Source organism: Planococcus salinarum (genome assembly GCF_007004625.1).
Classification (GTDB): Bacteria; Bacillota; Bacilli; order Bacillales_A; family Planococcaceae; genus Planococcus; species Planococcus salinarum.
The window spans coordinates 24,273-46,252 of record NZ_VIFV01000027.1 but is presented as its reverse complement, the minus strand read 5'-3'; the positions used below and the strand labels follow the sequence as shown (position 1 = coordinate 46,252).

Annotated in this window: 23 protein-coding genes; 3 read left to right on the top strand and 20 right to left on the bottom strand. The window is 46.5% G+C overall.

The window, feature by feature from the left end; translation table 11 throughout:
• Nucleotides 1-386 precede the first annotated feature (386 nt).
• From DIJ65_RS13240 to DIJ65_RS13205, 8 genes are all read right to left on the bottom strand, one after another.
• Nucleotides 387-770, bottom strand: coding sequence for an FxsA family protein (locus DIJ65_RS13240; RefSeq protein ID WP_313903023.1), 384 nt, complete (start codon nt 768-770; stop codon nt 387-389).
• 27 nt (nt 771-797) lie between these two features.
• A complete protein-coding gene (gene pyk / locus DIJ65_RS13235) occupies nt 798-2,558 on the bottom strand; it encodes a pyruvate kinase (protein ID WP_117302998.1) in 1,761 nt (586 codons plus the stop codon).
• A 21-nt stretch (nt 2,559-2,579) separates the two neighbouring features.
• On the bottom strand, nt 2,580-3,539 hold the full coding sequence (gene pfkA / locus DIJ65_RS13230) for a 6-phosphofructokinase (RefSeq protein ID WP_117302996.1): 960 nt from the start codon (nt 3,537-3,539) through the stop codon (nt 2,580-2,582).
• A gap of 148 nt (nt 3,540-3,687) precedes the next feature.
• Nucleotides 3,688-4,653 carry an acetyl-CoA carboxylase carboxyltransferase subunit alpha gene (locus DIJ65_RS13225; protein WP_117302995.1) on the bottom strand — a complete coding sequence of 322 codons (966 nt, stop codon included), beginning with the start codon at nt 4,651-4,653 and terminating at the stop codon, nt 3,688-3,690.
• Nucleotides 4,646-5,518 (bottom strand): acetyl-CoA carboxylase, carboxyltransferase subunit beta, encoded by an 873-nt coding sequence (gene accD / locus DIJ65_RS13220; RefSeq protein ID WP_117302993.1) that lies wholly within the window; start codon nt 5,516-5,518, stop codon nt 4,646-4,648. The genes DIJ65_RS13225 and accD overlap by 8 nt, the downstream gene beginning before the upstream one ends.
• On the bottom strand, nt 5,502-6,155 hold the full coding sequence (locus tag DIJ65_RS13215) for a FadR/GntR family transcriptional regulator (RefSeq protein ID WP_117302991.1): 654 nt from the start codon (nt 6,153-6,155) through the stop codon (nt 5,502-5,504). The genes accD and DIJ65_RS13215 overlap by 17 nt, the downstream gene beginning before the upstream one ends.
• A 111-nt stretch (nt 6,156-6,266) precedes the next feature.
• The gene (gene dnaE, locus DIJ65_RS13210) at nt 6,267-9,329 is read right to left on the bottom strand and encodes a DNA polymerase III subunit alpha (protein ID WP_230321423.1); all 3,063 of its coding nucleotides are present in this window, start codon (nt 9,327-9,329) and stop codon (nt 6,267-6,269) included.
• 22 nt (nt 9,330-9,351) lie between these two features.
• Nucleotides 9,352-10,296 carry a DHH family phosphoesterase gene (locus tag DIJ65_RS13205; RefSeq protein ID WP_117302987.1) on the bottom strand — a complete coding sequence of 315 codons (945 nt, stop codon included), beginning with the start codon at nt 10,294-10,296 and terminating at the stop codon, nt 9,352-9,354.
• A gap of 95 nt (nt 10,297-10,391) precedes the next feature.
• Here DIJ65_RS13205 and DIJ65_RS13200 point away from each other — a divergent pair, with 95 nt between their 5' ends.
• Nucleotides 10,392-10,691, top strand: coding sequence for a YtpI family protein (locus DIJ65_RS13200; RefSeq protein WP_117302985.1), 300 nt, complete (start codon nt 10,392-10,394; stop codon nt 10,689-10,691).
• A gap of 33 nt (nt 10,692-10,724) precedes the next feature.
• Here the strand turns inward: DIJ65_RS13200 and DIJ65_RS13195 are convergent, their stop codons facing one another.
• A complete protein-coding gene (locus tag DIJ65_RS13195) occupies nt 10,725-12,032 on the bottom strand; it encodes a DRTGG domain-containing protein (RefSeq protein ID WP_117303007.1) in 1,308 nt (435 codons plus the stop codon).
• 96 nt (nt 12,033-12,128) lie between these two features.
• Nucleotides 12,129-12,809 carry a metal-dependent hydrolase gene (locus DIJ65_RS13190; RefSeq protein ID WP_117302984.1) on the bottom strand — a complete coding sequence of 227 codons (681 nt, stop codon included), beginning with the start codon at nt 12,807-12,809 and terminating at the stop codon, nt 12,129-12,131.
• 90 nt (nt 12,810-12,899) lie between these two features.
• On the opposite strand from DIJ65_RS13190, the gene DIJ65_RS13185 reads away from it, so the two are divergent.
• Entirely contained in the window at nt 12,900-13,997 is a 1,098-nt protein-coding gene (locus DIJ65_RS13185) for a M24 family metallopeptidase (RefSeq protein WP_117302982.1), read from the top strand.
• A gap of 587 nt (nt 13,998-14,584) precedes the next feature.
• Here the strand turns inward: DIJ65_RS13185 and ald are convergent.
• Both ald and DIJ65_RS13175 read right to left on the bottom strand, forming a co-directional pair.
• Nucleotides 14,585-15,700, bottom strand: coding sequence for an alanine dehydrogenase (ald, locus tag DIJ65_RS13180; protein ID WP_117302980.1), 1,116 nt, complete (start codon nt 15,698-15,700; stop codon nt 14,585-14,587).
• A gap of 55 nt (nt 15,701-15,755) precedes the next feature.
• The gene (locus DIJ65_RS13175; RefSeq protein ID WP_117302979.1) at nt 15,756-16,016 is read right to left on the bottom strand and encodes a hypothetical protein; all 261 of its coding nucleotides are present in this window, start codon (nt 16,014-16,016) and stop codon (nt 15,756-15,758) included.
• 96 nt (nt 16,017-16,112) lie between these two features.
• Between DIJ65_RS13175 and DIJ65_RS13170 the strand changes: the two genes are divergently transcribed.
• A complete protein-coding gene (locus DIJ65_RS13170; RefSeq protein WP_117302977.1) occupies nt 16,113-16,607 on the top strand; it encodes a universal stress protein in 495 nt (164 codons plus the stop codon).
• 57 nt (nt 16,608-16,664) lie between these two features.
• On the opposite strand, the gene cuyB is transcribed toward DIJ65_RS13170, so the two are convergent.
• The 8 genes from cuyB to DIJ65_RS13135 all read right to left on the bottom strand — a co-directional run bounded on the left by cuyB (nt 16,665) and on the right by DIJ65_RS13135 (nt 21,971).
• The gene (gene cuyB / locus DIJ65_RS13165) at nt 16,665-17,366 is read right to left on the bottom strand and encodes a cysteate racemase (protein WP_117302976.1); all 702 of its coding nucleotides are present in this window, start codon (nt 17,364-17,366) and stop codon (nt 16,665-16,667) included.
• Nucleotides 17,367-17,369: 3 nt separating this feature from the next.
• Entirely contained in the window at nt 17,370-18,587 is a 1,218-nt protein-coding gene (locus tag DIJ65_RS13160; protein WP_117303006.1) for a carboxylate--amine ligase, read from the bottom strand.
• Nucleotides 18,588-18,876: 289 nt separating this feature from the next.
• A complete protein-coding gene (locus DIJ65_RS16595; protein ID WP_260678706.1) occupies nt 18,877-19,011 on the bottom strand; it encodes a hypothetical protein in 135 nt (44 codons plus the stop codon).
• Between the two features lie 38 nt (nt 19,012-19,049).
• Nucleotides 19,050-19,469 (bottom strand): universal stress protein, encoded by a 420-nt coding sequence (locus tag DIJ65_RS13155; protein WP_117302974.1) that lies wholly within the window; start codon nt 19,467-19,469, stop codon nt 19,050-19,052.
• Between the two features lie 147 nt (nt 19,470-19,616).
• Nucleotides 19,617-19,802 (bottom strand): hypothetical protein, encoded by a 186-nt coding sequence (locus tag DIJ65_RS13150; protein WP_117302972.1) that lies wholly within the window; start codon nt 19,800-19,802, stop codon nt 19,617-19,619.
• Between the two features lie 71 nt (nt 19,803-19,873).
• Nucleotides 19,874-20,797, bottom strand: coding sequence for a class I SAM-dependent methyltransferase (locus DIJ65_RS13145; RefSeq protein ID WP_117302971.1), 924 nt, complete (start codon nt 20,795-20,797; stop codon nt 19,874-19,876).
• 53 nt (nt 20,798-20,850) lie between these two features.
• Nucleotides 20,851-21,357: a thiol peroxidase gene (tpx, locus tag DIJ65_RS13140; protein WP_117302969.1), complete on the bottom strand. Its 507-nt coding sequence runs from the start codon at nt 21,355-21,357 to the stop codon at nt 20,851-20,853.
• 35 nt (nt 21,358-21,392) lie between these two features.
• Complete coding sequence (locus DIJ65_RS13135; RefSeq protein WP_117302967.1) at nt 21,393-21,971, bottom strand: RDD family protein; 579 nt, start codon at nt 21,969-21,971, stop codon at nt 21,393-21,395.
• Nucleotides 21,972-21,980: the final 9 nt, after the last annotated feature.

The following is a 21,980-nucleotide window of genomic DNA, read 5'->3' as shown; positions in this document are numbered from 1 at the left end:
GCGAGTCGGTTTCCTGGTCCGGATTCTGAGATCCACGCATCCGCACGACTTCACTTCACTTCTACAAAAAAATAGTAGCACAGACCATGGCCGTGGTCTGTGCTACTAATGTTAGTATGTTTCCGCGTGGAACGGCCTGACGTGTCATTCTTGTTCGAGTTTCTCTTTCTTAAAAAGAACTAAAAAAGACAATCCTTTTTATTGAAGAAATCCTGAGATATGGAGCAAAACAGCGAAGACGCCCAGGGGACCAAGCGAAGTGCTGAGATCCACTCGGGCGAAGTGAAACGAGCCCGAGTTAGCTCAGCGCGAGCCCCCAGGCAAGCGAAGCTGTTTTACGCAATATCGATTTAAAATACTCATTTCTAAAAAACAAAATACTCGGGTTATCCAACTATAACCCGAGTATTTTTCATTCTTTTTTGGATAAATCGGTAAACCAACGGCTTATACAGCTTTTGGGTTGGTGCAAATAACAGGCTGAATCCGACAGCGTCAGAAATAAAGCCGGGGGTCAGCAGCAATACGCCGCCAACCAGAACGAATCCGGCACTCAGCAGGTTTTCACCCGGTGGCTGATAATTCGACATTGCTTTCTGAATGTCGCCGATCGCTTTTAGTCCCTGCTTTTTGGCAAGAAAGGCTCCGACCAAACCGGTGGTGATAATCATGGCTACAGTGACGAAAAACCCGATATTATTTGCTGCCCAAATCAGCAGCGCCAATTCCAGCGCCGGAACAACGATCAATAATGCAATCAGCCACTTCATGATGAACTGGCACCTCCTGTTTGAATCTTATAGAACACTCGCGTGCCCGTGGTAAATGACTCCACTGTCTGCATCAATGGTGATATCTTCTTTGTCCTTGAGAATACTTGTCGCATTTTCAACGCCTACGATAACAGGAATTCCAAGGCTGAGACCGACTACAGCAGCATGGCTGGTCAATCCGCCTTCTTCTGTTATGATGCCCGCGCATTTTTCTATTGCCGGCATCATTTCACGGTCGGTTCCGATTGTGACAAGAATTTTGCCTTCAGTATCCACTGCGTTCGCTTCTTCTGCGGTTCTTACGATAAGGGATTCGCCATAGCCGACCGACTTGCCGATCCCCTGGCCTTTGGCAGCAATATCTCCAATAACATGGACCTTCATCAGATTCGTTGTTCCCGCTTTCCCTACGGGTACTCCGGCAGTAATCACGACAAGATCACCATGATCAACATAATCGTGCTTCAGGCTTTCCTCAACCGCACTTACGAACAGTTCATCAGTTGATGACACCGCTGCTCCGACTATCGGCTGGACGCCCCAGACCAATGTCAGTTTTTTCGCTGTTAATACTGAAGATGACACAGCGACAATCGGTGATTCCGGACGATATTTTGCGATCATTTTGGCGGTAGTGCCACTTTCCGTAGGTGCAATGATCGCTTTCACTTTCAAGTTCAAAGCTGTATAGACCACTGCCTGACCAATTGCTTCAGTCATATTCGATTCTTTTTCTTTTCTTCTGGTTGAAACAAGCTGTTTGTAATTGAGCGCAGATTCTGTCGCCTTGGCAATACGGTCCATGGTTTCAACCGATTCAACCGGGTATATCCCCGCTGCTGTTTCTCCGGACAGCATAATCGCATCCGTGCCATCAAAAATTGCATTGGCTACATCACTTGCTTCAGCTCTTGTCGGCCGCGGATTGCGCTGCATGGAATCAAGCATTTGCGTGGCAGTGATGACCGGCTTCCCTGCACTGTTGCATTTCTTGATCAGTGATTTTTGGACGAGTGGCACTTCTTCTGCCGGAATTTCCACGCCCAAATCTCCTCGGGCAACCATCAGGCCGTCAGAAACCAGGAGAATATCGTCAATATTATCTACGCCTTCCTGATTTTCGATTTTCGGGATAATATGGATATGAGAACCGCCATTTTTTTCCAGAAGTTCCCGGATTTCCATTACATCCGACGATCTTCTGACGAAAGAAGCGGCTACAAAATCCACTCCCTGACCAATGCCGAATAAAATATCCTGCGCATCTTTCTCGGTCATTCCAGGCAACTGTACCGAAACCCCTGGTACATTTACACCTTTTTTGGTTTTCAGGGTACCCGCATTTTCTACAATGGTATGGATCAACCCGTTTTCCATATCAATGCTCTCGACACGCAATTCAATCAAGCCGTCATCCAACAGAATAATGGAACCTTCATGGACATCTTCGATGAGGGATTCGTAAGTGATTGAGAACATTTCAGGTGTACCGAGCACTTCTTTCATGGAAATGGCGATTTTCTGATCCGTCACCAAATCAATTCCGTCGTTTTCCATTTTGTGCGTCCGTATTTCAGGACCTTTCGTATCCAGGAGAATCCCGACAATTTTGCCTGTTTTTTCTGAAGCCTGACGGATTCTTTTAATACGCTCCGCATGCTCCTCGTGATTGCCGTGCGAAAAATTAAGTCGGGCAACATTCATGCCGGCTTTGATAAGATCTTCCAATATTTCCGGCGATTCACTCGCTGGTCCGATGGTACAAACGATTTTTGTTTTTCTCAATTGGCTCACTCCATTTTGCATTTAAATTGATAGTTCTTTTGATAACGTATACAAGCTCATATCGGTGTCATGTTCACCAAGGAACGCTTTAGTCATATCATAGTCTACCACTTGATGATTCTTCATGCCAATTGCCTGACCTCCGGTTCCTTCGAGCAGAACTTCCACCGCTCTAGCGCCAAACAGGCTGCCCAGGACACGATCGCGCCCGGTCGGTGAACCGCCCCGCTGGATATGCCCCAATACAGAGACCCTGGTTTCGAGCTCAACTTTTCCATGAATCATTTCAGCAAGCTGATTGCCCCCCATGACCCCTTCGGCCACGATAATGATACTGTGCTTTTTGCCGCGTTTCTTCCCTTTTTGCAGACGGTCAATCATATCATCCATGTCAAAATCGACTTCCGGTATCAAAATCGTCTCCGCGCCTCCTGCAAGACCTGCCCAAAGCGCAAGGTCACCAGCATCACGGCCCATTACTTCAATGATGAAAGTCCGTTCATGGCTTGTCGCCGTATCACGGATTTTATCGATTGCTTCAATAATTGTATTAAGGGCCGTATCAAATCCGATTGTGTAATCCGTACCCGGAATATCGTTATCGATCGTGCCGGGAACACCGATGCAGGGAAAGCCTTTTTCCGTCAATGCCATCGCGCCACGGTATGAACCGTCTCCGCCGATGACCACGAGTCCTTCGATGCCATGCTTCTTCAACTGTTCAATGGCCTGGTGTTGACCCTCTTCCGTTTTGAATTCCTCGCACCTTGCCGAAAACAATTTCGTGCCACCCCGCTGGATAATATCTCCAACATCACCTGCTTCAAGCTTTTCAATATTTCCGGCCAGTAAGCCCTGGTAGCCGTAATAAATTCCAAAGACTTCCACTTCATGAAAGATTGCCTTCCGCACCACAGCCCTCACCGCTGCGTTCATTCCAGGCGAGTCTCCGCCACTTGTCAAAACTCCGATTCGCTTCATATTCCATGCCTCCCTGGTCTTCCTGATACTTACTTCACCTTACCACGATTTGTGGCTTACTGTCAGTTCGGTTACCCTGTTTTTTTCATTTTATAACCAGTTCCGGAAATCTTCCCAAAAACACAAAAAAAAACCGCCGAAGCGGTCGTTATTCTGAAAAAACACCGATTGCCTTGAATTTTTTATAGCGCTGATCGATTAATGCAACTGCATCCAGAGGATTCAATTCGTCCAATGATTTTTCGATGGCAGCTGTCAGCAGTTCAGCCTGTTTCACGGGATCGTGATGTGCCCCACCCCGGACCTCGGAAATCATCCGTTCGATAATTCCCATTTCAAATAAGTCAGGCGCTGTTATTTTCATTGCTTCGGCGGCAGTTTGCGCCAGTGCCGAATCTTTCCATAATATTGATGCTGCCCCTTCAGGTGAAATCACTGAAAAAGTCGCATTCTCAAGCATCAGAATATGATTTCCGACACCAAGTGCAAGAGCTCCGCCGCTTCCGCCTTCACCGATGACTATCGATATTACAGGAACTTCCAGACCCGCCATTTCCACCAGATTGCGGGCAATTGCCTCACTTTGCCCTCGCTCTTCCGCCGCTTTACCTGGATACGCGCCTTTTGTATCAATCAGGCAGATGATCGGCCTTTTGAACTTTTCGGCTTGTTTCATAAGACGCAATGCTTTACGATAGCCCTCCGGATGAGGCATTCCGAAATTCCGGCGGACATTCTCTTTTGTATCTTTGCCCCGCTGATGTCCGATTACGGTTACCGGCTGGCCTTTAAAGGAAGCGATGCCACCGACAATTGCTTCGTCGTCCCCATACAGGCGGTCACCGTGAAGTTCGATGAAGTCCTCGAATATCAACGGAATATAGTCCAGTGTTGTCGGCCGGTTCGGATGGCGTGCCACCTGGACGCGGTCCCATGGTTTCATATCTTCGTATATTTCGCTTTCCAGCTTTTCCAGCCTGGTTTCCAGACTGTTGATCTCTGAACTTAAATCCACTTCCGCACTTTCGGTATATTCCTTCAGCTCCGCAATCTTTTTTCGGAGCTGGATCAATGGTTCTTCAAATGGCAGCGACTTTTGATCTTTTTTAGCCATGTTCCACAGCTCCCTTCGTATGCAGCCTGATTAACGAGGACAATGTCTTGCGCATATTATGGCGGTGAACGACAGCATCAAGCTGGCCGTGTGCCAATAAAAATTCTGCAGTCTGAAAATCTTCCGGCAATTTTTCCCGGACTGTCTGTTCAATTACACGGCGCCCCGCGAAACCAATTAAAGCTTTCGGTTCTGCAAGATTGATATCCCCGACGGAAGCAAAACTGGCAGATACGCCACCTGTCGTCGGATGAGTCATAATGGAGATGAACAATAAGCCTTCATTGCTGTGGCGTTTTAATGCGACGCTGGTCTTAGCCATCTGCATCAGCGATAAGACGCCTTCCTGCATACGCGCTCCGCCACTTGCAGTGAAAATGACAAATGGATAGCCTTTATCTGTTGCCAATTCGACGGCACGTGTTATTTTTTCACCCACGACCGACCCCATGGAGCCCATGCGAAAATGGGAATCCATAATCGCGGCTACCACCGGCTGCCCATCAATTTTCCCGGTGCCTGTCAGAACTGCCTCGTTCAAACCCGTTTTCTTGCTGTCAGCTTCGATTTTTTCACTGTAACCCGGAAAGCTCAACGGATTTCCGCTTTTTAAATGGTCATCGATGGATTCAAATGTTCCCTCATCCATTAGGCTCTCTACCCGTTCCCATGCTGTCATCTTGCAATGATGGTCACATTTTGAGCAGACTTTCTGAAGTTTCGTCATTTCCTTTGTCAATTCGATATGCTTACATTCAGGACATTTGTACATCAGCCCTTCCGGGACATCTTTAGCTGCTTTGGAAGGTATGGTCGGATCGTTCCGTTCTCTATTTCGTTTGAAAATATCACGTATCATTGTCATTTTCTTTACTCTCCTTTTGCAGCCAGTCAATCCAGAAGCTCAGTCCGGAAGTGGCTTTTTCAGCGTTTTGTTGCCTGATGGCATCCAATATATCTTTCATCATTGACGTTTCCTCTTCTGATACCCGGTCCTTATAAGGATTGCCGCTGTATTGGGTCAACAGCAGCCAGATTTTCAGAGACAGCCGGTTACCGGAAAGGACCAGCATCTCCCGGATTAGATCTTCACGGAGGAACCCTTCCCCCTCATCCAGTTTCTGTGAAAAGCTTTCCCAAACCGGGAGACGGCAGACAGCATCATTTTTGCAGATCGCCTGAATTGCTGCAATTTCATGAATCAGCCTTGTCTCCCATACATCTTTTTGTGACTGGTTATCCTGAAGTATGAATGTTGATAATACCTCAACCAGCTGATGATTGCGATGATCGGCAAGAAATGTGCCTTCTCCTCTGCGCGTTTCGATCAGACCCAATAATTCAAGGCTTCTCAGTGCTTCACGAATCGTCGAACGGCCGACTTTTAAAGTTTCGGCCAATTCCCTTTCTGATGGAATCTTATCACCCGGCCTGATATTTTCCTGACTAATCATTTTCCGTATATCCAGGACAATGTCCAAATATCGTTTTGGTTGATTCATAATTGACCCCAGTTCCATTTTTTTGAAAGTGGTCTGACCACTTATATCCCTACAATACAAAAAAAACTGTCCGACGTAAAGAAAAAACTGCTTTTCTTTTCAGAAAAGCAGTCATTTGCTGATATTTTTACATATAACCGATGTCCGGTTCATGCGGTTTTCGATGGTGCCCTGCACTTCCAGAATTGCATCTTCCTGGAGCAACGCATTGAATTTTGCATATTCCTCCGGGAACAGGGTTACCGAAGCCGGCCCCGTGTCGTCCTGAAGATTGACAAAAGCCATGGCATCCCCTTTTTTTGTGCGGATTCTTTTGACTTCCTCAACCATGCCGAGCACGTGCACGCGGTCTTTGTCCCGCTTATGCTTCAACGATTTCAGATCATCGAATTTTTGGTTTCTCTTTTCCTTTTCACGTTGGAGCGGGTGTGTGGACAGATAGAAACCGAGTACTTCCATCTCCAGATCCAATTTCAGATTCTCGGGAATCGGAGAAGCCTTCGTATACTTCGGTTTCATGAAACTCGCACCCATTTCATCGAACAGGCCAGGTTCTTCATCCGGTTTGACCAGCTCAGCATGTTTCACAGCGCTGTCAAGAGAAGCCAGCATCACTGCACGGTCCAGCTCAAAATCATCCAGTGCACCTGCTTTGATCATAGGTTCGAATGCTTTTCGGGTGAAATGAATTGCCGAAATCCGCTCCGCGATATTAAAGAGGCTTGTAAAAGGCCCTTCTTTTCGTGAAGCGAGCAGCGCTCTGACTGCTGTTCCTGGTACCCCTTTGATGCTGTTCAGCCCGATTCTGATTTTACCTTCTTCTATAGAATAGGAAGAAAAGCTCTTTTGGACGGAGGGCGGCAATAACGGGATGTTCTTTTCTTTCACTTCCTGAAGAAGCTGCTTGGTTTTTTCAGCGTTGCCGGCGGAATTTCCGAGCATTGCCGTATAGAAATGGACGGGATAATTCGCTTTCATAAATGCCAGCTGGTAAGAGATCATGCTATAAGCGACAGCATGGCTTTTCGGAAAACCATAATCGGCAAAGCGGACAATCAAATCATAGACTTCGGTCGCTTCACTTTCCTTGAAGCCCTTCTTTAATGCACCGTTCACAAAATTGACTCTTTCCTGATCCAGGATTTCCCGTTTCTTTTTGCTGACAGCCCGCCTTAATATATCGGCCTCACCTAAAGAGAACCCGGCCATTTGGGCAGCAATTTTCATGATTTGTTCCTGATAGACAATGACGCCGTAAGTTTCGCTCAGAATCGGCTCCAATATCGGGTGGACGTAAGCGACGGATTCCTGTTTATGCTTTCTTCTGGCGTATAACGGAATAAATTCCATCGGACCCGGCCGGTAAAGTGCATTGACAGCGACAATATCCCCGAAAGCCGTTGGCTGAATTTGCCTCAGGGCTTTTCGCATGCCGTCCGATTCCAGCTGGAAAACGCCCGACGTGTCGCCTTCCGCCAATAATGTATACGTTTTTTCATCGTCCAGTGAAAGTTTCCGGTAATCAATCGTGCGGCCGGTGTCCCGCGCCAGCAGTTTTCGTATTTGCTCAAGTATCGTCAAATTCCGTAAACCAAGAAAGTCCATCTTTAACAGGCCAATCGTTTCAAGATCACCCATCGGCCATTGCGTCAGGTAGATGCCTTCATTGCCCTCTTCAATTGGTACATATTCCACCAGCGAAGACGGGCTCAGTATCACTCCTGCCGCATGGGTCGAGGCGTGCCGCGGGAGTCCTTCAAGCTGGATCGCGGTCTTAAACCAGGTTTTGCGCTCTTCCCGGGCAATGATCCAATCATTCAGAGCCTTGTTCTCTTTCAACGCTGAACGCAACGTGGTACCCGGCCGATTGGGAATCAATTTGGATATAGCTTCCAGGTCTTCACTTTCAAAGCCGAAAACCCTGGCTGTATCCCGGGCTACCGCTTTTGCAGATAATGTACCGAATGTTATTATTTGGGCAGTTCTTGTCTGGCCATATTTCCTGGCGACATATTCAACCACCTCATGCCTTCTGTGATCAGCAAAATCAATATCAATATCCGGCAGCGTCACCCGTTCCGGGTTCAGGAACCGTTCAAACAGCAATCCGTGCTCCAATGGATCAACATCCGTTATCTGAAGGGAAAACGCGACGAGGGAACTGGCGGATGAACCACGTCCCGGCCCTGTCAAAATCCCTTCTTGGCGGGCAAATTTCATGAAATCTGCAACAATCAGAAAATAATCGATATAACCCATTTTCTTTATGACATCCAGCTCATATTCCAATCGGGCCAGATATTCACTCCAAAGGGAGGTGGTGCCGAGCCTCTCCTCCAGTCCCTGTAAACAATATTCCTTTATGTAATCCGCTTTGTTTATCTCTTCTGCCAATGGAAATACAGGCAAAAGTTGACGGTTTGTACGGATCGCCACTTTGCAGCTTTGGAGCATTGCCGCGGCAGCGTCCAGCCATTCGGGCTTGTCCGAAAACCACAATTCCATCTCATCTGCAGTTGGTGCATAGGCATTGGTGTGTGCCGGCAACAGCCGCTGGCCATCCGACAGCTTCAATCCCTGGCCGATGGCTGAGGCCACTTCATAAGCAAAAGCACCTTCTTTTTTAAGGTACCGAACTTCCTGCGTGGCGATAATTGTAAGGGAAACACGTCCGCAGGCAGCAATAAACCCTTCTTCACTTTCCGCTATTTCACCACCTGGCCGCTGGACACTGCCAAAACAGCGGTCTCCGAAAATTCCGGAAATATAGTTAAAAACTTCACTTCTGTCCGTCAATGTCCATTCAAGTTTATCGGGAATCACACAAACGAGGCCCTCTTGATATGCTTTCAGCCATTGTTCCGGAATCGACTCGCGCTTGCGTGTCGCCAGGGCACTCGAAATTTTCAGCAAGTTGCTGTAGCCCTCATTAGTCTTTGCATACAGCACGACCGGATAATGCTGCTCCTCAAATTCAATGGACGTCGAAAAGCCGAGCACCCCGTGGATGCCGGCCTGGTTGCAGGCTTCCCAAAAAGGAAGTGCGCCGTATAATGTGGAATTGACAATGGCAACGGAGGCCGTCCCTTGTTCTTTCAGAAAAGGGAAAAGTTCGTCAATGCGCACCGTGCTCTTCAGCAAGTCTGCAGACGTGCTTATGTATGGGTAGACCATTGACAAAAGAATCCCTCCTTTTTCATGCCTCTGACGCGCAAATTTCTTTCAGGCGAACAATCACTCGTTCCGCTTCTTCCCAGGAGTAGGCTGTAGCCCCGGAAGCCATCGGATGGCCGCCGCCGCTGAATTCTTTTGCCAACCCATTTATCACCGGGCCTTTTGAACGGAGACGCACCCGGATTTCATCTTCTTCTTCAATGAAAATGACCCACGCTTTCATCCCTTTTACATTGCCGAGTGAGCTGACAAGCAGCGAGGTTTCGGTGGCCGTCACTTCGTATTCCCGCAGAACATCCAATGTGATCTTTACAAAAGCGGCTCCATTTTCATCCATTTTGAAATTTTGATACATATATCCCTGAAGATGAAGAAGTTTTCTATCCATTTCATACATGCCGTTATGCAACGCATTTCGGTCAAAATCGCTTTTGATCAATTCACCGGCAATCTTGAATGTCTTCTGGGTTGTGCTTGGGAACAGAAATCGACCGGTATCGCCGATGATGCCGGCATAGAGCTGCCGTGCAGCGGATGTTGGGAGTTCCCAGCCTTCCTGTTGCTGTCCGGTTGCAAATAGTTCATAGACCATTTCTGAAGAGGAGCTGGCCCGTGTATCGACCAACAGAAGGTCGCCATAAGCATCGTCGTTCGGGTGGTGATCGATTTTGATGATTTTTTCCCCGCCGACATAACGCTGATCGTCGATCCGTTCTGTGTTCGCAGTATCTGTGACGATGACCAGCGATCCGTTGAAATCGGTATCCGCTACTTCATCCGGCATTCCGAGAAAATCCATCGTCCCATCATGTTCCCCTGCAGCCAGTATCCGCTTTTCAGGATAATTATGTTCCAAAAGGTATTTTAGTCCCAGCTGGGAACCGTAGGCGTCCGGATCCGGCCTGACATGCCGGTGGATAATAATCATTTCATATTGTTTAATTGTGTCGATGATTTGACTGTTCATAGAGCCGTTCCCCCCGTTTTCAAGGAAATCCATTCGCATTCACACCCATTTCTCAGTACAATAGAAGAAGAGTTTTCGAATACAGGAGGTCCTTTATGTTAATATTCGTATTTTTGATAATACTGTCAATCGTGTTTTATTTCTATTATAAAACAAAACAATTTCGCGCCAAATTGCCGATCCGTAAAAAATGGTACGCTTCCACAGCATCGATGTTCCTCGGAAGTTTCATCCTGTTTTTTGGCATTAATCAGTTGACGATCTTCCAGAGCACCATCACTTACCTTATTGCGGGCATATTCATTGTTCTGGGCTTGGCGCTGGTCATCTTCAATTTCAAAGCGGCAAGGCATTACCATAAATTCGTGGCTGAAGAAACACGATTGAACCAATAGCAAGTCCCCCTCTGGCTGAGGGGGTTTTTTTATTCAGCGATCCAGCAATTGGTATGTCAACAGGGCCTTACCGATGATTTCCCCTTCAAACGATACCTCTATATCGACTTTAGCTGATTTCCGGCTGATATCAAGTATCGATGGTTTGATGGTTATCAGCGAGTCGAGCTGCACAGGTTTCAGGAAATAAACGGCCATATTCTCCAGCACGCTGTCTTTCCGGTTTTTTGTCTTTAAAGCAGCTGTAGCGGCTTCCGACAGGATGGTGGTATAAGCCCCATAAGAAATGGACCCATAGGAATTGGTCATTTGCGGAGTCACCCTGAATTCCAATGAAAGCTTTTCGTGCGGCTTCATCTGGAGCTGGCTGATGATGATGTCATCAATCGTTTCCCCCTGCTGCGGTTGCCGCTGTGCCGTCTGAATCGCTTTCAGTACATCCTGGCGGCTTATGACACCGAGCAGTTTGCCGGAATCGCCTATGACCGGAAGAAGGTCGATTCCCTCCCAGATCATCCGGTGACCGGCTGATGCAACGCTGGTTTGAAGCGATACGGTAATGGGATCTTTCGTCATCGCTTTTTCGACAGAGTCCGCATCCTGAAAGCCGATTATATCCCTTGAAGTCAGAATCCCGATAATTTTGCCTGCATCATCAACTACCGGGAACCCTCCATGCGTGGTTTCCCGGTTCAATTCGCGGTAGCGGCTGATCGGATCGTGGTGATGGAGAAAATGAGTGTTTTCCAGCGGAATCAAAATATCCTCAATCAACAGGATCTCTTTCTTGATCAATTGGTCATAGATAGCCCGGTTGATCATCGTAGCCACCGTGAATGTATCATAACTCGTTGAAATGACCGGCAGCTCGTATTCGTCAGCCAGTTTTTTGACGGTGTCCGAAGCGTCAAATCCCCCTGTCACCAAAACAGCTGCACCCGCTTGCAGCGCATATTCATGGGCTTTAAAGCGATTGCCGACAATCAGCAGATTGCCTGCTTCCGTATAGCGCATCATATCTTCAAGCTGCATTGCCCCAATGACAAATTTGGTCAATGATTTGTGCAATCCGGCCCTGCCGCCGAGGACCTGCCCATCCACGATATTGACGATTTCCGCATAGGTCAGTTTTTCGATATTTTCTTTCTTTTTTCTTTCGATGCGTATTGTGCCGACACGTTCGATTGTCGATACGAGTCTTTTGTTTTCCGCTTCTTTGATGGCACGGTATGCAGTGCCTTCACTGACTTGAAGTTCCTTTGCGATGCGGCGGACGGATATTTTTTCCCCGACATCCAATGTCTCGATATAGTCAAGAATCTGTTCATGTTTCGTCGCCATCGTTTCACCCATTCTTTCTGCTTTCCTGATGCTTTCAGTGTACCATATTTCCCATAACAGAAACCCCCGAAGAATTTGCTCTTCGGGGGTTTTGCATCATAATTCGAATGAATCTCCGGCATTAAGAATCCGGACTTCCGACGATTTGACCAATTTCTTGAATTCCTGCGGATCCTGCCTGATGGGCGGGAATGTGTTGTAATGGATCGGCACGACGGATTTCGCTTTCAGCAGTTCGGCCGCATATGCAGCATCTTCCGGTCCCATCGTGAAAAAATCTCCTATGGGCAGGAACGCCACATCGATTCGATTGCGGTTGCCGATCAGCTCCATATCTCCGAAAAGGTCTGTGTCACCCGCATGATAAATGGTTTTTCCTTCCGCTTTGAAGAGAATACCCGCCGGCATGCCGCCGTAAATGACTTCTCCTTCTTCAGTTGTATAGGAAGAACTGTGGAACGCTTTTGTGTATTTGACGGTGCCGAAATCAAACTCTTTTGCACCGCCCAGATTCATGCCGACTGCATCCAGCCCGAAAGTGCCCAGGTAATTCGCCAGTTCCACAGGGGCAACGACTTTTGCATTGCTTCCCTGCGCCAGCTCCACAGTGTCGCCCACATGGTCATTATGGGCATGTGTCAGCAGGATCACATCCGGCTTCTCTTCTGCCACCTTCAAATCCGTCAGGCTGTTGCCGTTGATAAACGGATCGATCAAAATCGTTTTGTCTCCCGTCAGGATTTTGACAACGGAATGTCCATGGTAAGAAATTTTCATGTTATCCCTCCATTAGGTAATGCGTTCAGTTTCTAGCTGTCTTATACCCTCATCTTTGTTATGCTACACATAAAGAGGAGGAATTCATTTATGAATAAAATCAGTAATTTGCAGGCGTATTTAAAAGAGAACAGAATTGATGCGGCGTTCATCACCAATCCTGACAACGTCTTTTACTTTACCGGCTTCAAGAGCAATCCCCATGAACGTCTGCTCGGCGTCATGATTTTCAACGAGGCTGAACCATTCCTGATCTGTCCGCAGATGGAAATTCCGGATGCAAAAGCTGCCGGCTGGAATGGCGACATTGTCGGCCATACCGATACGGAAAATGCGATGGAGATTCTCCAGCGCACCGCTCACGAAAAGGTTTCTTCAATTGCTACTTTGGCAATTGAAAAGTCTCATATGATTGTCGAGCGTTCCGATGCGATCAATGAATTTTTCAATACACCCGCCATTGTCGGCATCGATGACAAAATCAACGCCATGCGGGTCATCAAGGATGCTGCCGAAATGGAAATTCTGCGCGAAGCAGCTGCGCTTGCCGATTACGCAATCGAAGTCGCTGCCAAAACCATTAAAGAAGGCATTACGGAAATTGAAGTAATGACCGAAGTGGAATTGGCACTCAAAAAACGCGGCGTTACGCACATGTCATTCGATACGACGGTGCTGACGGGTGACCACGCCGCTTCTCCGCATGGCAAAACCGGGGACCGCAAACTGCAGAAAGGCGACCTCGTCCTTTTTGATCTGGGAGTTGTCCACAAAGGCTACTGCTCCGACATCACCCGCACCCTGGCACTTGGCGAACCCGGCGAAGAACAGAAAAAAGTGTACAGCATCGTGCTTGAAGCCGAACTGGCTGCACTGCATGCTGTGAAACCCGGCATTACCGCCGCCGAACTTGACGGAATCTCACGCGGTGTCATTGAGCAGGCTGGATATGGTGAATACTTTACACACCGCCTGGGACACGGTCTCGGCATTTCGGTACATGAGTTCCCGTCCCTTCACGGGTCGAATGAGATGAAAATGGAAGAAGGCATGGTGTTTACGATCGAACCCGGCATTTATGTGCCCGGTACCGTCGGCGTTAGGATTGAAGACGATCTTGCCGTGACGGCAGATGGCGTCGAAGTCTTGACGAAATACCCGAAAGAACTTCAGATAATAAATAACTGATAATTGTCAGCTTGTTGAGAAAAAAGATAGGAAACCGATATTCCGCAAAACAGCTCCGCTTGCCTGGGGGCTCGCGCTGAGCTAACTCGGTCTCGTTGCACTTCGCCCGAGTGGATCTCAGCACTTCGCTTGGTCCCCTGGGCGTCTTCGCTATTTTGCTCCATATCTTTAAACATTTTCTATATAAGATATTCATTTTACCTGTTTTATAGTATAGAAGCAGATACTCTATGCCGGAACATAATCCGAATAAAGTGACAGACGGTGAAGGACAAAGATGTGCTCCTGCATCGCTCCGCTGCTTCGTCGCAAAGACTTGTCCTCGCAAGCTTCGGCCAATGTCTTTCCTGCGGGAACCAGAGCGAGTCCTGAGACCCCGCAAGGAGCGACGCGACTGAGGAGGCTTAGGCCGCAAGCATCCGTCTAAAGCGGAATGATTATAGAAGTTGATGGTTTCTCGACTGCCTGAATTATACCAGTGTGAAATCCCTTCGTTCAATATACTGTAAAAAGCTGCACCGGATAAAATCCCGGTGCAGCTTTTCTTATTTCTATTGAAGCCGCGCAATAGCGGTTCGTGTTCTTTTTTAAGCCAGCAGCTCTTCAAGGGGTTTATACAACAATTCATGATCATCAGCAACCGCTTTATACGTAACATAGCCCTCAAGGGTATTGACGCCTTTTTTCAGTGCTTCGTTATCAAGTATTGCCTTTTTATAGCCTTTGTTGGCAATTTGAACAGCATATGGCACAGTGACGTTTGTCAATCCGATTGTAGAAGTCCGCGGAACCGCCCCAGGCATATTCGCAACAGCGTAGTGGACAACATCATGTTTGATGTATGTCGGTTGATCGTGGGTCGTAATGCGGTCACTTGTTTCGAAAATCCCGCCCTGGTCAATTGCAATATCCACCACCACTGATCCCGGTTTCATCGATTTGATCATATCTTCTGTCACCAATTTCGGCGCTTTTGCACCTGGAATCAGAACTGCCCCGATCACCAGATCCGAATTGGAAAGTGATTGTGCAATATTCAACGGGTTTGAGATTAAGGTCTGTACGTCCGTGCCAAACAAATCGTCCAATTGGCGCAGGCGATCCGGATTCAAGTCAAGGATGGTTACATTTGCTCCCATTCCGACTGCGACTTTGGCAGCGTGCGTTCCTGCCACTCCCCCGCCGATTACTGTAACTTTGCCGCGTGATACACCAGGAATTCCTCCAAGGAGAATACCGCCGCCGCCATGGATTTTTTCCAGGAATTGAGCACCGATCTGTGTCGCCATCTTGCCTGCAACTTCACTCATTGGAGTTAATAACGGCAATGAGTTATTTGGAAGCTGTACAGTTTCGTAAGCAATTCCGATGACTTTTGAATCCAGCAACGCTTTTGTCAATTCCGGTTCAGCTGCCAAATGCAAATAAGTGAACAGGATCATTCCTTCCCGGAAATATCCATATTCAGAAGACGTCGGTTCCTTGACCTTCATGATCATCTCCTGGTTCCAAGCCTCTTCAGCCGTTGCAACCATGCTGGCCCCTGCCGAACTGTAATCTTCATCAGTAAAACCGGATCCGAGACCGGCCCCCTTCTGAATAAAGACTTCGTGTCCGTATAAGGATAAATTGACAACGCCTGATGGTGTCATTGCTACTCTGTTTTCATTGTTCTTCACTTCTGTTGGAACTCCAATACGCATGACGAAACCCTCCATTAAACTTTAATAGGAAATATAGATCAGTAATTTTTATACTTCAAAGCAAATCCATTCTATCAGATATTATTAAACTTTGCCCCTTTTTCTTACCAAACCAAAAATCTTTTTCTGGCCCGGGCAGAACTGCAGCATTTTGGAATGGTAAAAGGCGGAATAATGGAGAGCATTTCCAAATTAAAATTATATTAATATAGATAAAACGCTTTTTGTTGCCTACAATATCGTCGGATAATAAATCTCCTCCCCTTTTATTGGCAGCAACAGGCACAATGTTCGTTTCATTTACATTTCTATTCATATAGCAGACACATATTTCAGGCATTTTTTTAAAGAAAAAGAAGGAACTGGCTCCACCGACAGCGAATTTCATAGATAGATAAGGAGGAATGCAATTATGACATTAGAATATCGACAGATCCTGGTGGCAGTGGATGGGTCAAAAGAAGCTGAATGGGCCTTCAAAAAATCTGTGGGGATCGCTACACGTAATAAAGCAACATTGAACCTCGTCAACATCATCGACACAAGATCATTTGCAGCAATCGAAGCTTATGACCGCTCCATCGCGGACAGAGCTCAGAAATTCGCTGAGGACCTACTGGCAGACTATAAAAAAGAAGCAAACGCAGCAGGCGTTGAAAACGTCAATATCGTGGTTGACTATGGTTCACCGAAAACCATGATTTCCCGGGATCTCGCTGCCAAGATGCATGCAGACCTGATCATCTGTGGTGCCACCGGCCTGAATGCCGTGGAACGGTTCCTTATCGGCAGTGTATCAGAACATATCGTCCGCTCGGCCAGATGCGATGTACTCGTAGTCCGGACAGACGATGCGCCAGCCGAACTGGAAGCACGAGTAAATCAAGATCAAGATCCAATCACTTGATGCAAAGCTTTTAAAAAAGCCTTTTCCGTAAAAACGGAAAAGGCTTTTTTCTATGACTTAATCAGCGAGTTCGTAGCCGCACGACAGGATGGCGAGTTCTGCCAGAACGAGCAGCGAATCAAGGTGGTATTCCGACAGTTCAAGTTCCTTCTTCACGATGGAGAGCTCCGTGCAGCCTAGCACGAGCCGGTCACAACCCTGTACTTGCATATAATTTTCAATTTCACGCCATTTTTCCCGGTCTGCCGCTTTGCCGGCTTTCACATTATCATAAATAATGGACATGACTTTCTCCTGGATTTCTGTGCTCGGCACAACCGGTTCCAGGCCGAAATCTTTTGCCGCACGCTGGTACACTTCTGACGTAACAGTGCCTGTGGTGGCGAGGATGCCTACTTTCGCGGCGCCCTCATCAGCTGCCCGCTTCATCGTTTCACGAATCATATGGATAACGGGAACAGGACTGCCCTGCTGAAGTTCCTGGTAAAAAGTATGGGCGGTATTACAGGGGATGATCAGTATTTCCGCACCCATGGACGTCAGCCTTTCCATATCGGCTATCATGACAGGAATTGGATTTTCCTCTGAATCTCCCACGATAAAAGCGGTACGATCCGGGATTCGGGTATTGTTCGTGATGATCGAATTGACATGATCCTGGTCTTTTACAGCCTTTGTGCGGCGTACGATCATTTCACCGATGAACATAGTGGCCAGCGGGCCCACACCGCCGACAATGCCAAGAGTCTTTTTTTCCATAGTTTACGACAGACCTTTGTTATTGAAGTATTTTTTGTATTTTCGATGATAATTTAAATTATTCAAGCTGAGTTTCGCCCAGCGTTTCGGGTTGAAATCTTTCTTATAGAAGAGGGAATTCGTTGCTTTCCCTTCTTTGATCAGCCGCTTCGCTTCTTTTTTCAGGACCTCATTCTGTGCATATTTAAAGAGCACCTTCTTAGGGATGATGAGCCAAAGATGCTTGTCTTTTGCATAAACCAATTGCTGGGGTTTATTGAAGATATGGTCATCTGCAACGTATTTCATCAGGTTATGTCCGCTTGCAGTGACGTAGTAGCTGCTTCTTCCATTACGGAGGTTGATTTCAAATAATTTATAGGAATCATCCCGTGCATCATATTTCATGTCAAAATTGGCAAAGCCGGTATAGCCGATGTCTTCAAGAAAGAATCGCACTTTATCCAGCAGTTTCTGATCGAATGTATTGATGATGGCCGCGTAGCTGCCGATCCCTTCAGGAGAGTGCTCCTCGAGAATCGGATTGCCGAGTGCCATCAACTTCACTTTTCCATCTTTGCCTACATAGGCATTCAGAACACGCATAAAGGAATCGTCTCCCGGAATGAATTCCTGGATAGTCAGATTGTCTTTATAGGAAGAGCTGTAGATGGCTTCCAGAATGGCATCTTTTTCAGCTTCGTCATGTGCTACAAATACTTTCTTTTTGCCCGGGAACGAGCAATCCCAGTAAGCCACAGAATTGGAAGCCTTGATAATGATTGGATACACGAAGTTCGGAGAGAAGTTTTTATAAGTCTCATATGTGCATAAGTCAGTACGGGGATAGCTGAAACCGTATTGCTCGCAGATATCATAGAAATTTTCTTTCAGAACAAGCCGGTCCATCAATTTCTCGTCGATATAAGGAACCGCGAAATAGGGTGTCAACTTTTCCTTGTTGCGGATGATCAGTTTCGCATAATCATCTCCGCAGGCAAGCAACAGCAGTTTCTTTCCTTTATATTGGGATGCGATATCCAGCAATGCAGGAAGAAATGTTTCCTGTTCGTTCAACTCTTCAATTACCCGAAAGTCCAGGATACTGCTGTTCTGGGTAGCGGAAAGATTTGCACGTCCCAAAACAAGGGACTTGATGCCGTAAGCTTCGTAAAACGAGCGGGCCATGCCGTATGCATTCATATCCGAACCCAGGAGTATTGGTAAAAATGTGGATTCCATCTCTTTTTCAGTCAAAATTATCAGCTCACTTTTAAATTATTATAGTATAAGTCTATCACAACCCGGGATACCTTCACTGTACGGAGGCATGCCCTTCCATAAAACAGTCTTTACAATCAGCTATTATAGCATTTCCCAGTGCTTCAAAAGAAATCACAAGCTGAAAATAGGATAAATTACTTAGGGAGGCGGCTGAAAAAACAGCAAAAAGGACGGAGTAAATCCGCCCTTCCTTCTATATCCTATAATTCGCCAATGAAAACCGGAATTTCTGTTATTTTGACTCTTTTCAATCGATAGACACCTGAACTCTCTCTAGTTCTTCTTTCAATTTTGCAACCTCGTCTTCCAATTGACCGATTCGATGATGAATTTTATAGAAAATCGGGATATAAGCAATCACTACAATAATCATCCATATCATTCATGCACACTCCTCATTAAAGCTGAATTTTGCAGATGTCATTTAACAATCAGCATGGGGACATCAACCTTGTTTAACACAGAACGGCTGACACTTCCGAGCACCATTTCCTGCATCGGATTCAATCCTCTTTTTCCCATTATGAGCAAATCGAAATTTCGGTCACTTGCATATTCAGTAATTACATGCGACGGGATGCCATAGATCATTTCCACTTTATGAAATATCTTTTCCTTTTCCAGTAAGTCGATGACAGGCTGAATTTTCTGCTGTCTCGCCATTTCAAATTCCGGAGAAGCACCGTGGTGTATTTCTTCATTTCCCGCTTCATTGTGATCGATGACATAAAGGATGGTCACTTCCGCCCCTTTGGCCAACGAAGCCATTTTGACCGCTTCTTTCGCTGCACGCACGGAATTATCAGAGCCATCAGCCGCTATCAAAATTGTTCTGTACATGTTTCCCACTCCCTTGAATGCGGATTTTGTTTCCTGTCATTATTAAATTACTTCTATAAAACTGTCCGTAACCCTTTATTTCGAAAAGGGAAAACTCGAAATTACATGCGAAAAGGCAGACCTTGGAGGTCTGCCTTTCCCGGATGGTCACACGCCCATTTTGCGGCGGGTGTTATTAACTTTTTTCGTCTGCTGGCTTTTCATCTTTTTGGTTTCCGAAGATGAATTGCCGCTTCCTTTGTTGCCTGAAGCCTGATTTTTTTTGGCTTCGAGCTGGCGTTTTACTGCTTCCTGCAAACTTACTTTTTTGGGTGTTTCATTGGATTCACTCACGTGTCATCCCTCTTTTCGATTGGACTGGTGCAATATTACTGCTGAATCCAGTATAGCATATTTCTGTCATTTCATTCTTTATTTTCTTTGAACCAATTACTTACTTGTGCAAAAAATTTGGACATTGAATCCGGCTTCGACATATTCGGAACTCTTGCCAACAGAACTTCCCGCGGTGCTTTTAAGCCTTCTTTTTTCTTTTGAAGAACCAGGATCGCTTTGGCATGAGAGGCGTTTTTAAAAAGGGTGTCGGGCAATTCCATGACCGATTGGATATGGGCTGTTTTCTTCAAATAAGTATGAAGCTGGTCCGCCATCGGCGACTCGAACAGCGCTTTCGGCACGATAAAAAAGAGATAGCCGCCTTCTGCAGTATGTTTCAATGATTGTTCGATGAATAAATGATGGGCATAGGACATGCCTTCCTCCGCCTTCAATTCATAGGTTGCAGCATTTTCATCATTCGGATAATAGCCGACGGGCAGATCCGATACAATTGCATCCACCGGGTCGATCAACAATGGCTGCAGGGCATCCTGCAGATAAAGCGTTACCGGTTGCTGCACCAGATTCCCGGTGTTTGAAGCCAATTTGATCAGGAGTTCATCGATTTCCACTCCGGCTCCCTGTAATTTGCCGTCCAGGTAATTCATGATGGTGAACAAAAGGTTTCCTGTGCCGGCAGCAGGATCCAGAATTGTCGCCTGCTCTTTTTTAACAAATAATTCAACCAGATATCCCATCAGCAAACCGAGTGCATCCGGGGTCATCTGATGATGCGGTTGAATATGCTCTTTCATGCCTTTCAGCACAGCCAGCTGGATCGCTTTCCGGATATCTTCTTTTCCAGCTTCTCCATCCGGTTGAATCACACCGTCCAGCCATTTCTCTGTAGTAGTCAGCAGGCTTTCAAGATAGGAATTTTCCTGTTGCTGTTGTATTTCGGTTGTATGCTGGTCGATAAAATTAAATATATTCTCCATTGATGAATTCATTAGTTCTCCGTCCCCAATAAGGAAACCCACTCAGGAGAGTGGGTTTCAAGTTTTTATTTCGTCAGTTCTTTTACTGCTTGGATCGCTTTATCGTAATCAGGGTGATCCGTTCCTTCAGAAACATATTCAACGTATGCCACTTCATCATTTTCATCGACGACAAAAATGGATCTGGCAAGCAGCCGAAGTTCCTGCATTGATACTCCGAACGATTCTCCGAAAGATAAATCCCGGTGATCGGACAGAGTTGTCAGGTTATTGACGCCGTTGATTTCGGTCCAGCGTTTTTGTGCAAACGGCAAATCACACGAAACAGCCAGAACTTCGACATTGTCTCCAAGCGACGCTGCTTCATCACTGAAGCGTTTGGTCTGATCGGAACACACGCCTGTATCAAGTGAAGGTACGACACTGAAAAGCCGAATCTTTCCTGCAGTATCCTGGGCAGTTACTGGGCTCAGGTCATTTGCCAGAACTGTGAAATCCGGGATTTTTTCTCCAGCTTTGACTTCTTTATTCGGTAACGTAACAGGATTTTCTTTAAATGTAATTTGTACCAATAAGAACGCCTCCCTTTCGTATTGTCTTCATCATACTAAAAGGCGCTCTTCTCTTGCAACTCAGACCCATTGCGGCGAATCTTCTGCATCATGCGGCGCTGTCTGTAAGATTGTTCATGCACGACCGTTGTATCCGCGAAAAAATCATGCACTCCCTGCTTTAATGGCGTAAATCCCACGATAAAATAAAGCGGGAGAATGGTTGCTGAGATGAACCGGCCAATCCATTCCCGGAACAAGAGGGTGCTCCAATCGAGCGTATCTTTTTGGAGCGACACAACCCGAATGGCAAAAATCATCTTTCCGATTGTCTGACCAAAAAATTTTGTCATCAAGACAAAATAAGCATAAAACAGGATTGCTGACAGAAGCGCAAAAGGTGCATACCAGGGTCCAGAGCCGGTTTCGCTTCCTATAAGCGCAAAAATCGGCTTCAACAAAATTGAAGCAAGAGCTGAGATCACCAGCAAATCGATCAGGTAGGCACAAAAACGGATCCAGAATCCGGCTGGTTTGCGTTCATAAAACATCACTTCTTCGTATTCCAAGCCGCCAGGGCGTTTGTCCCGGGGTTCAGCGACATTCGATTTTTCAGGAATATCATTGTTTGCCATGTTCGCCCC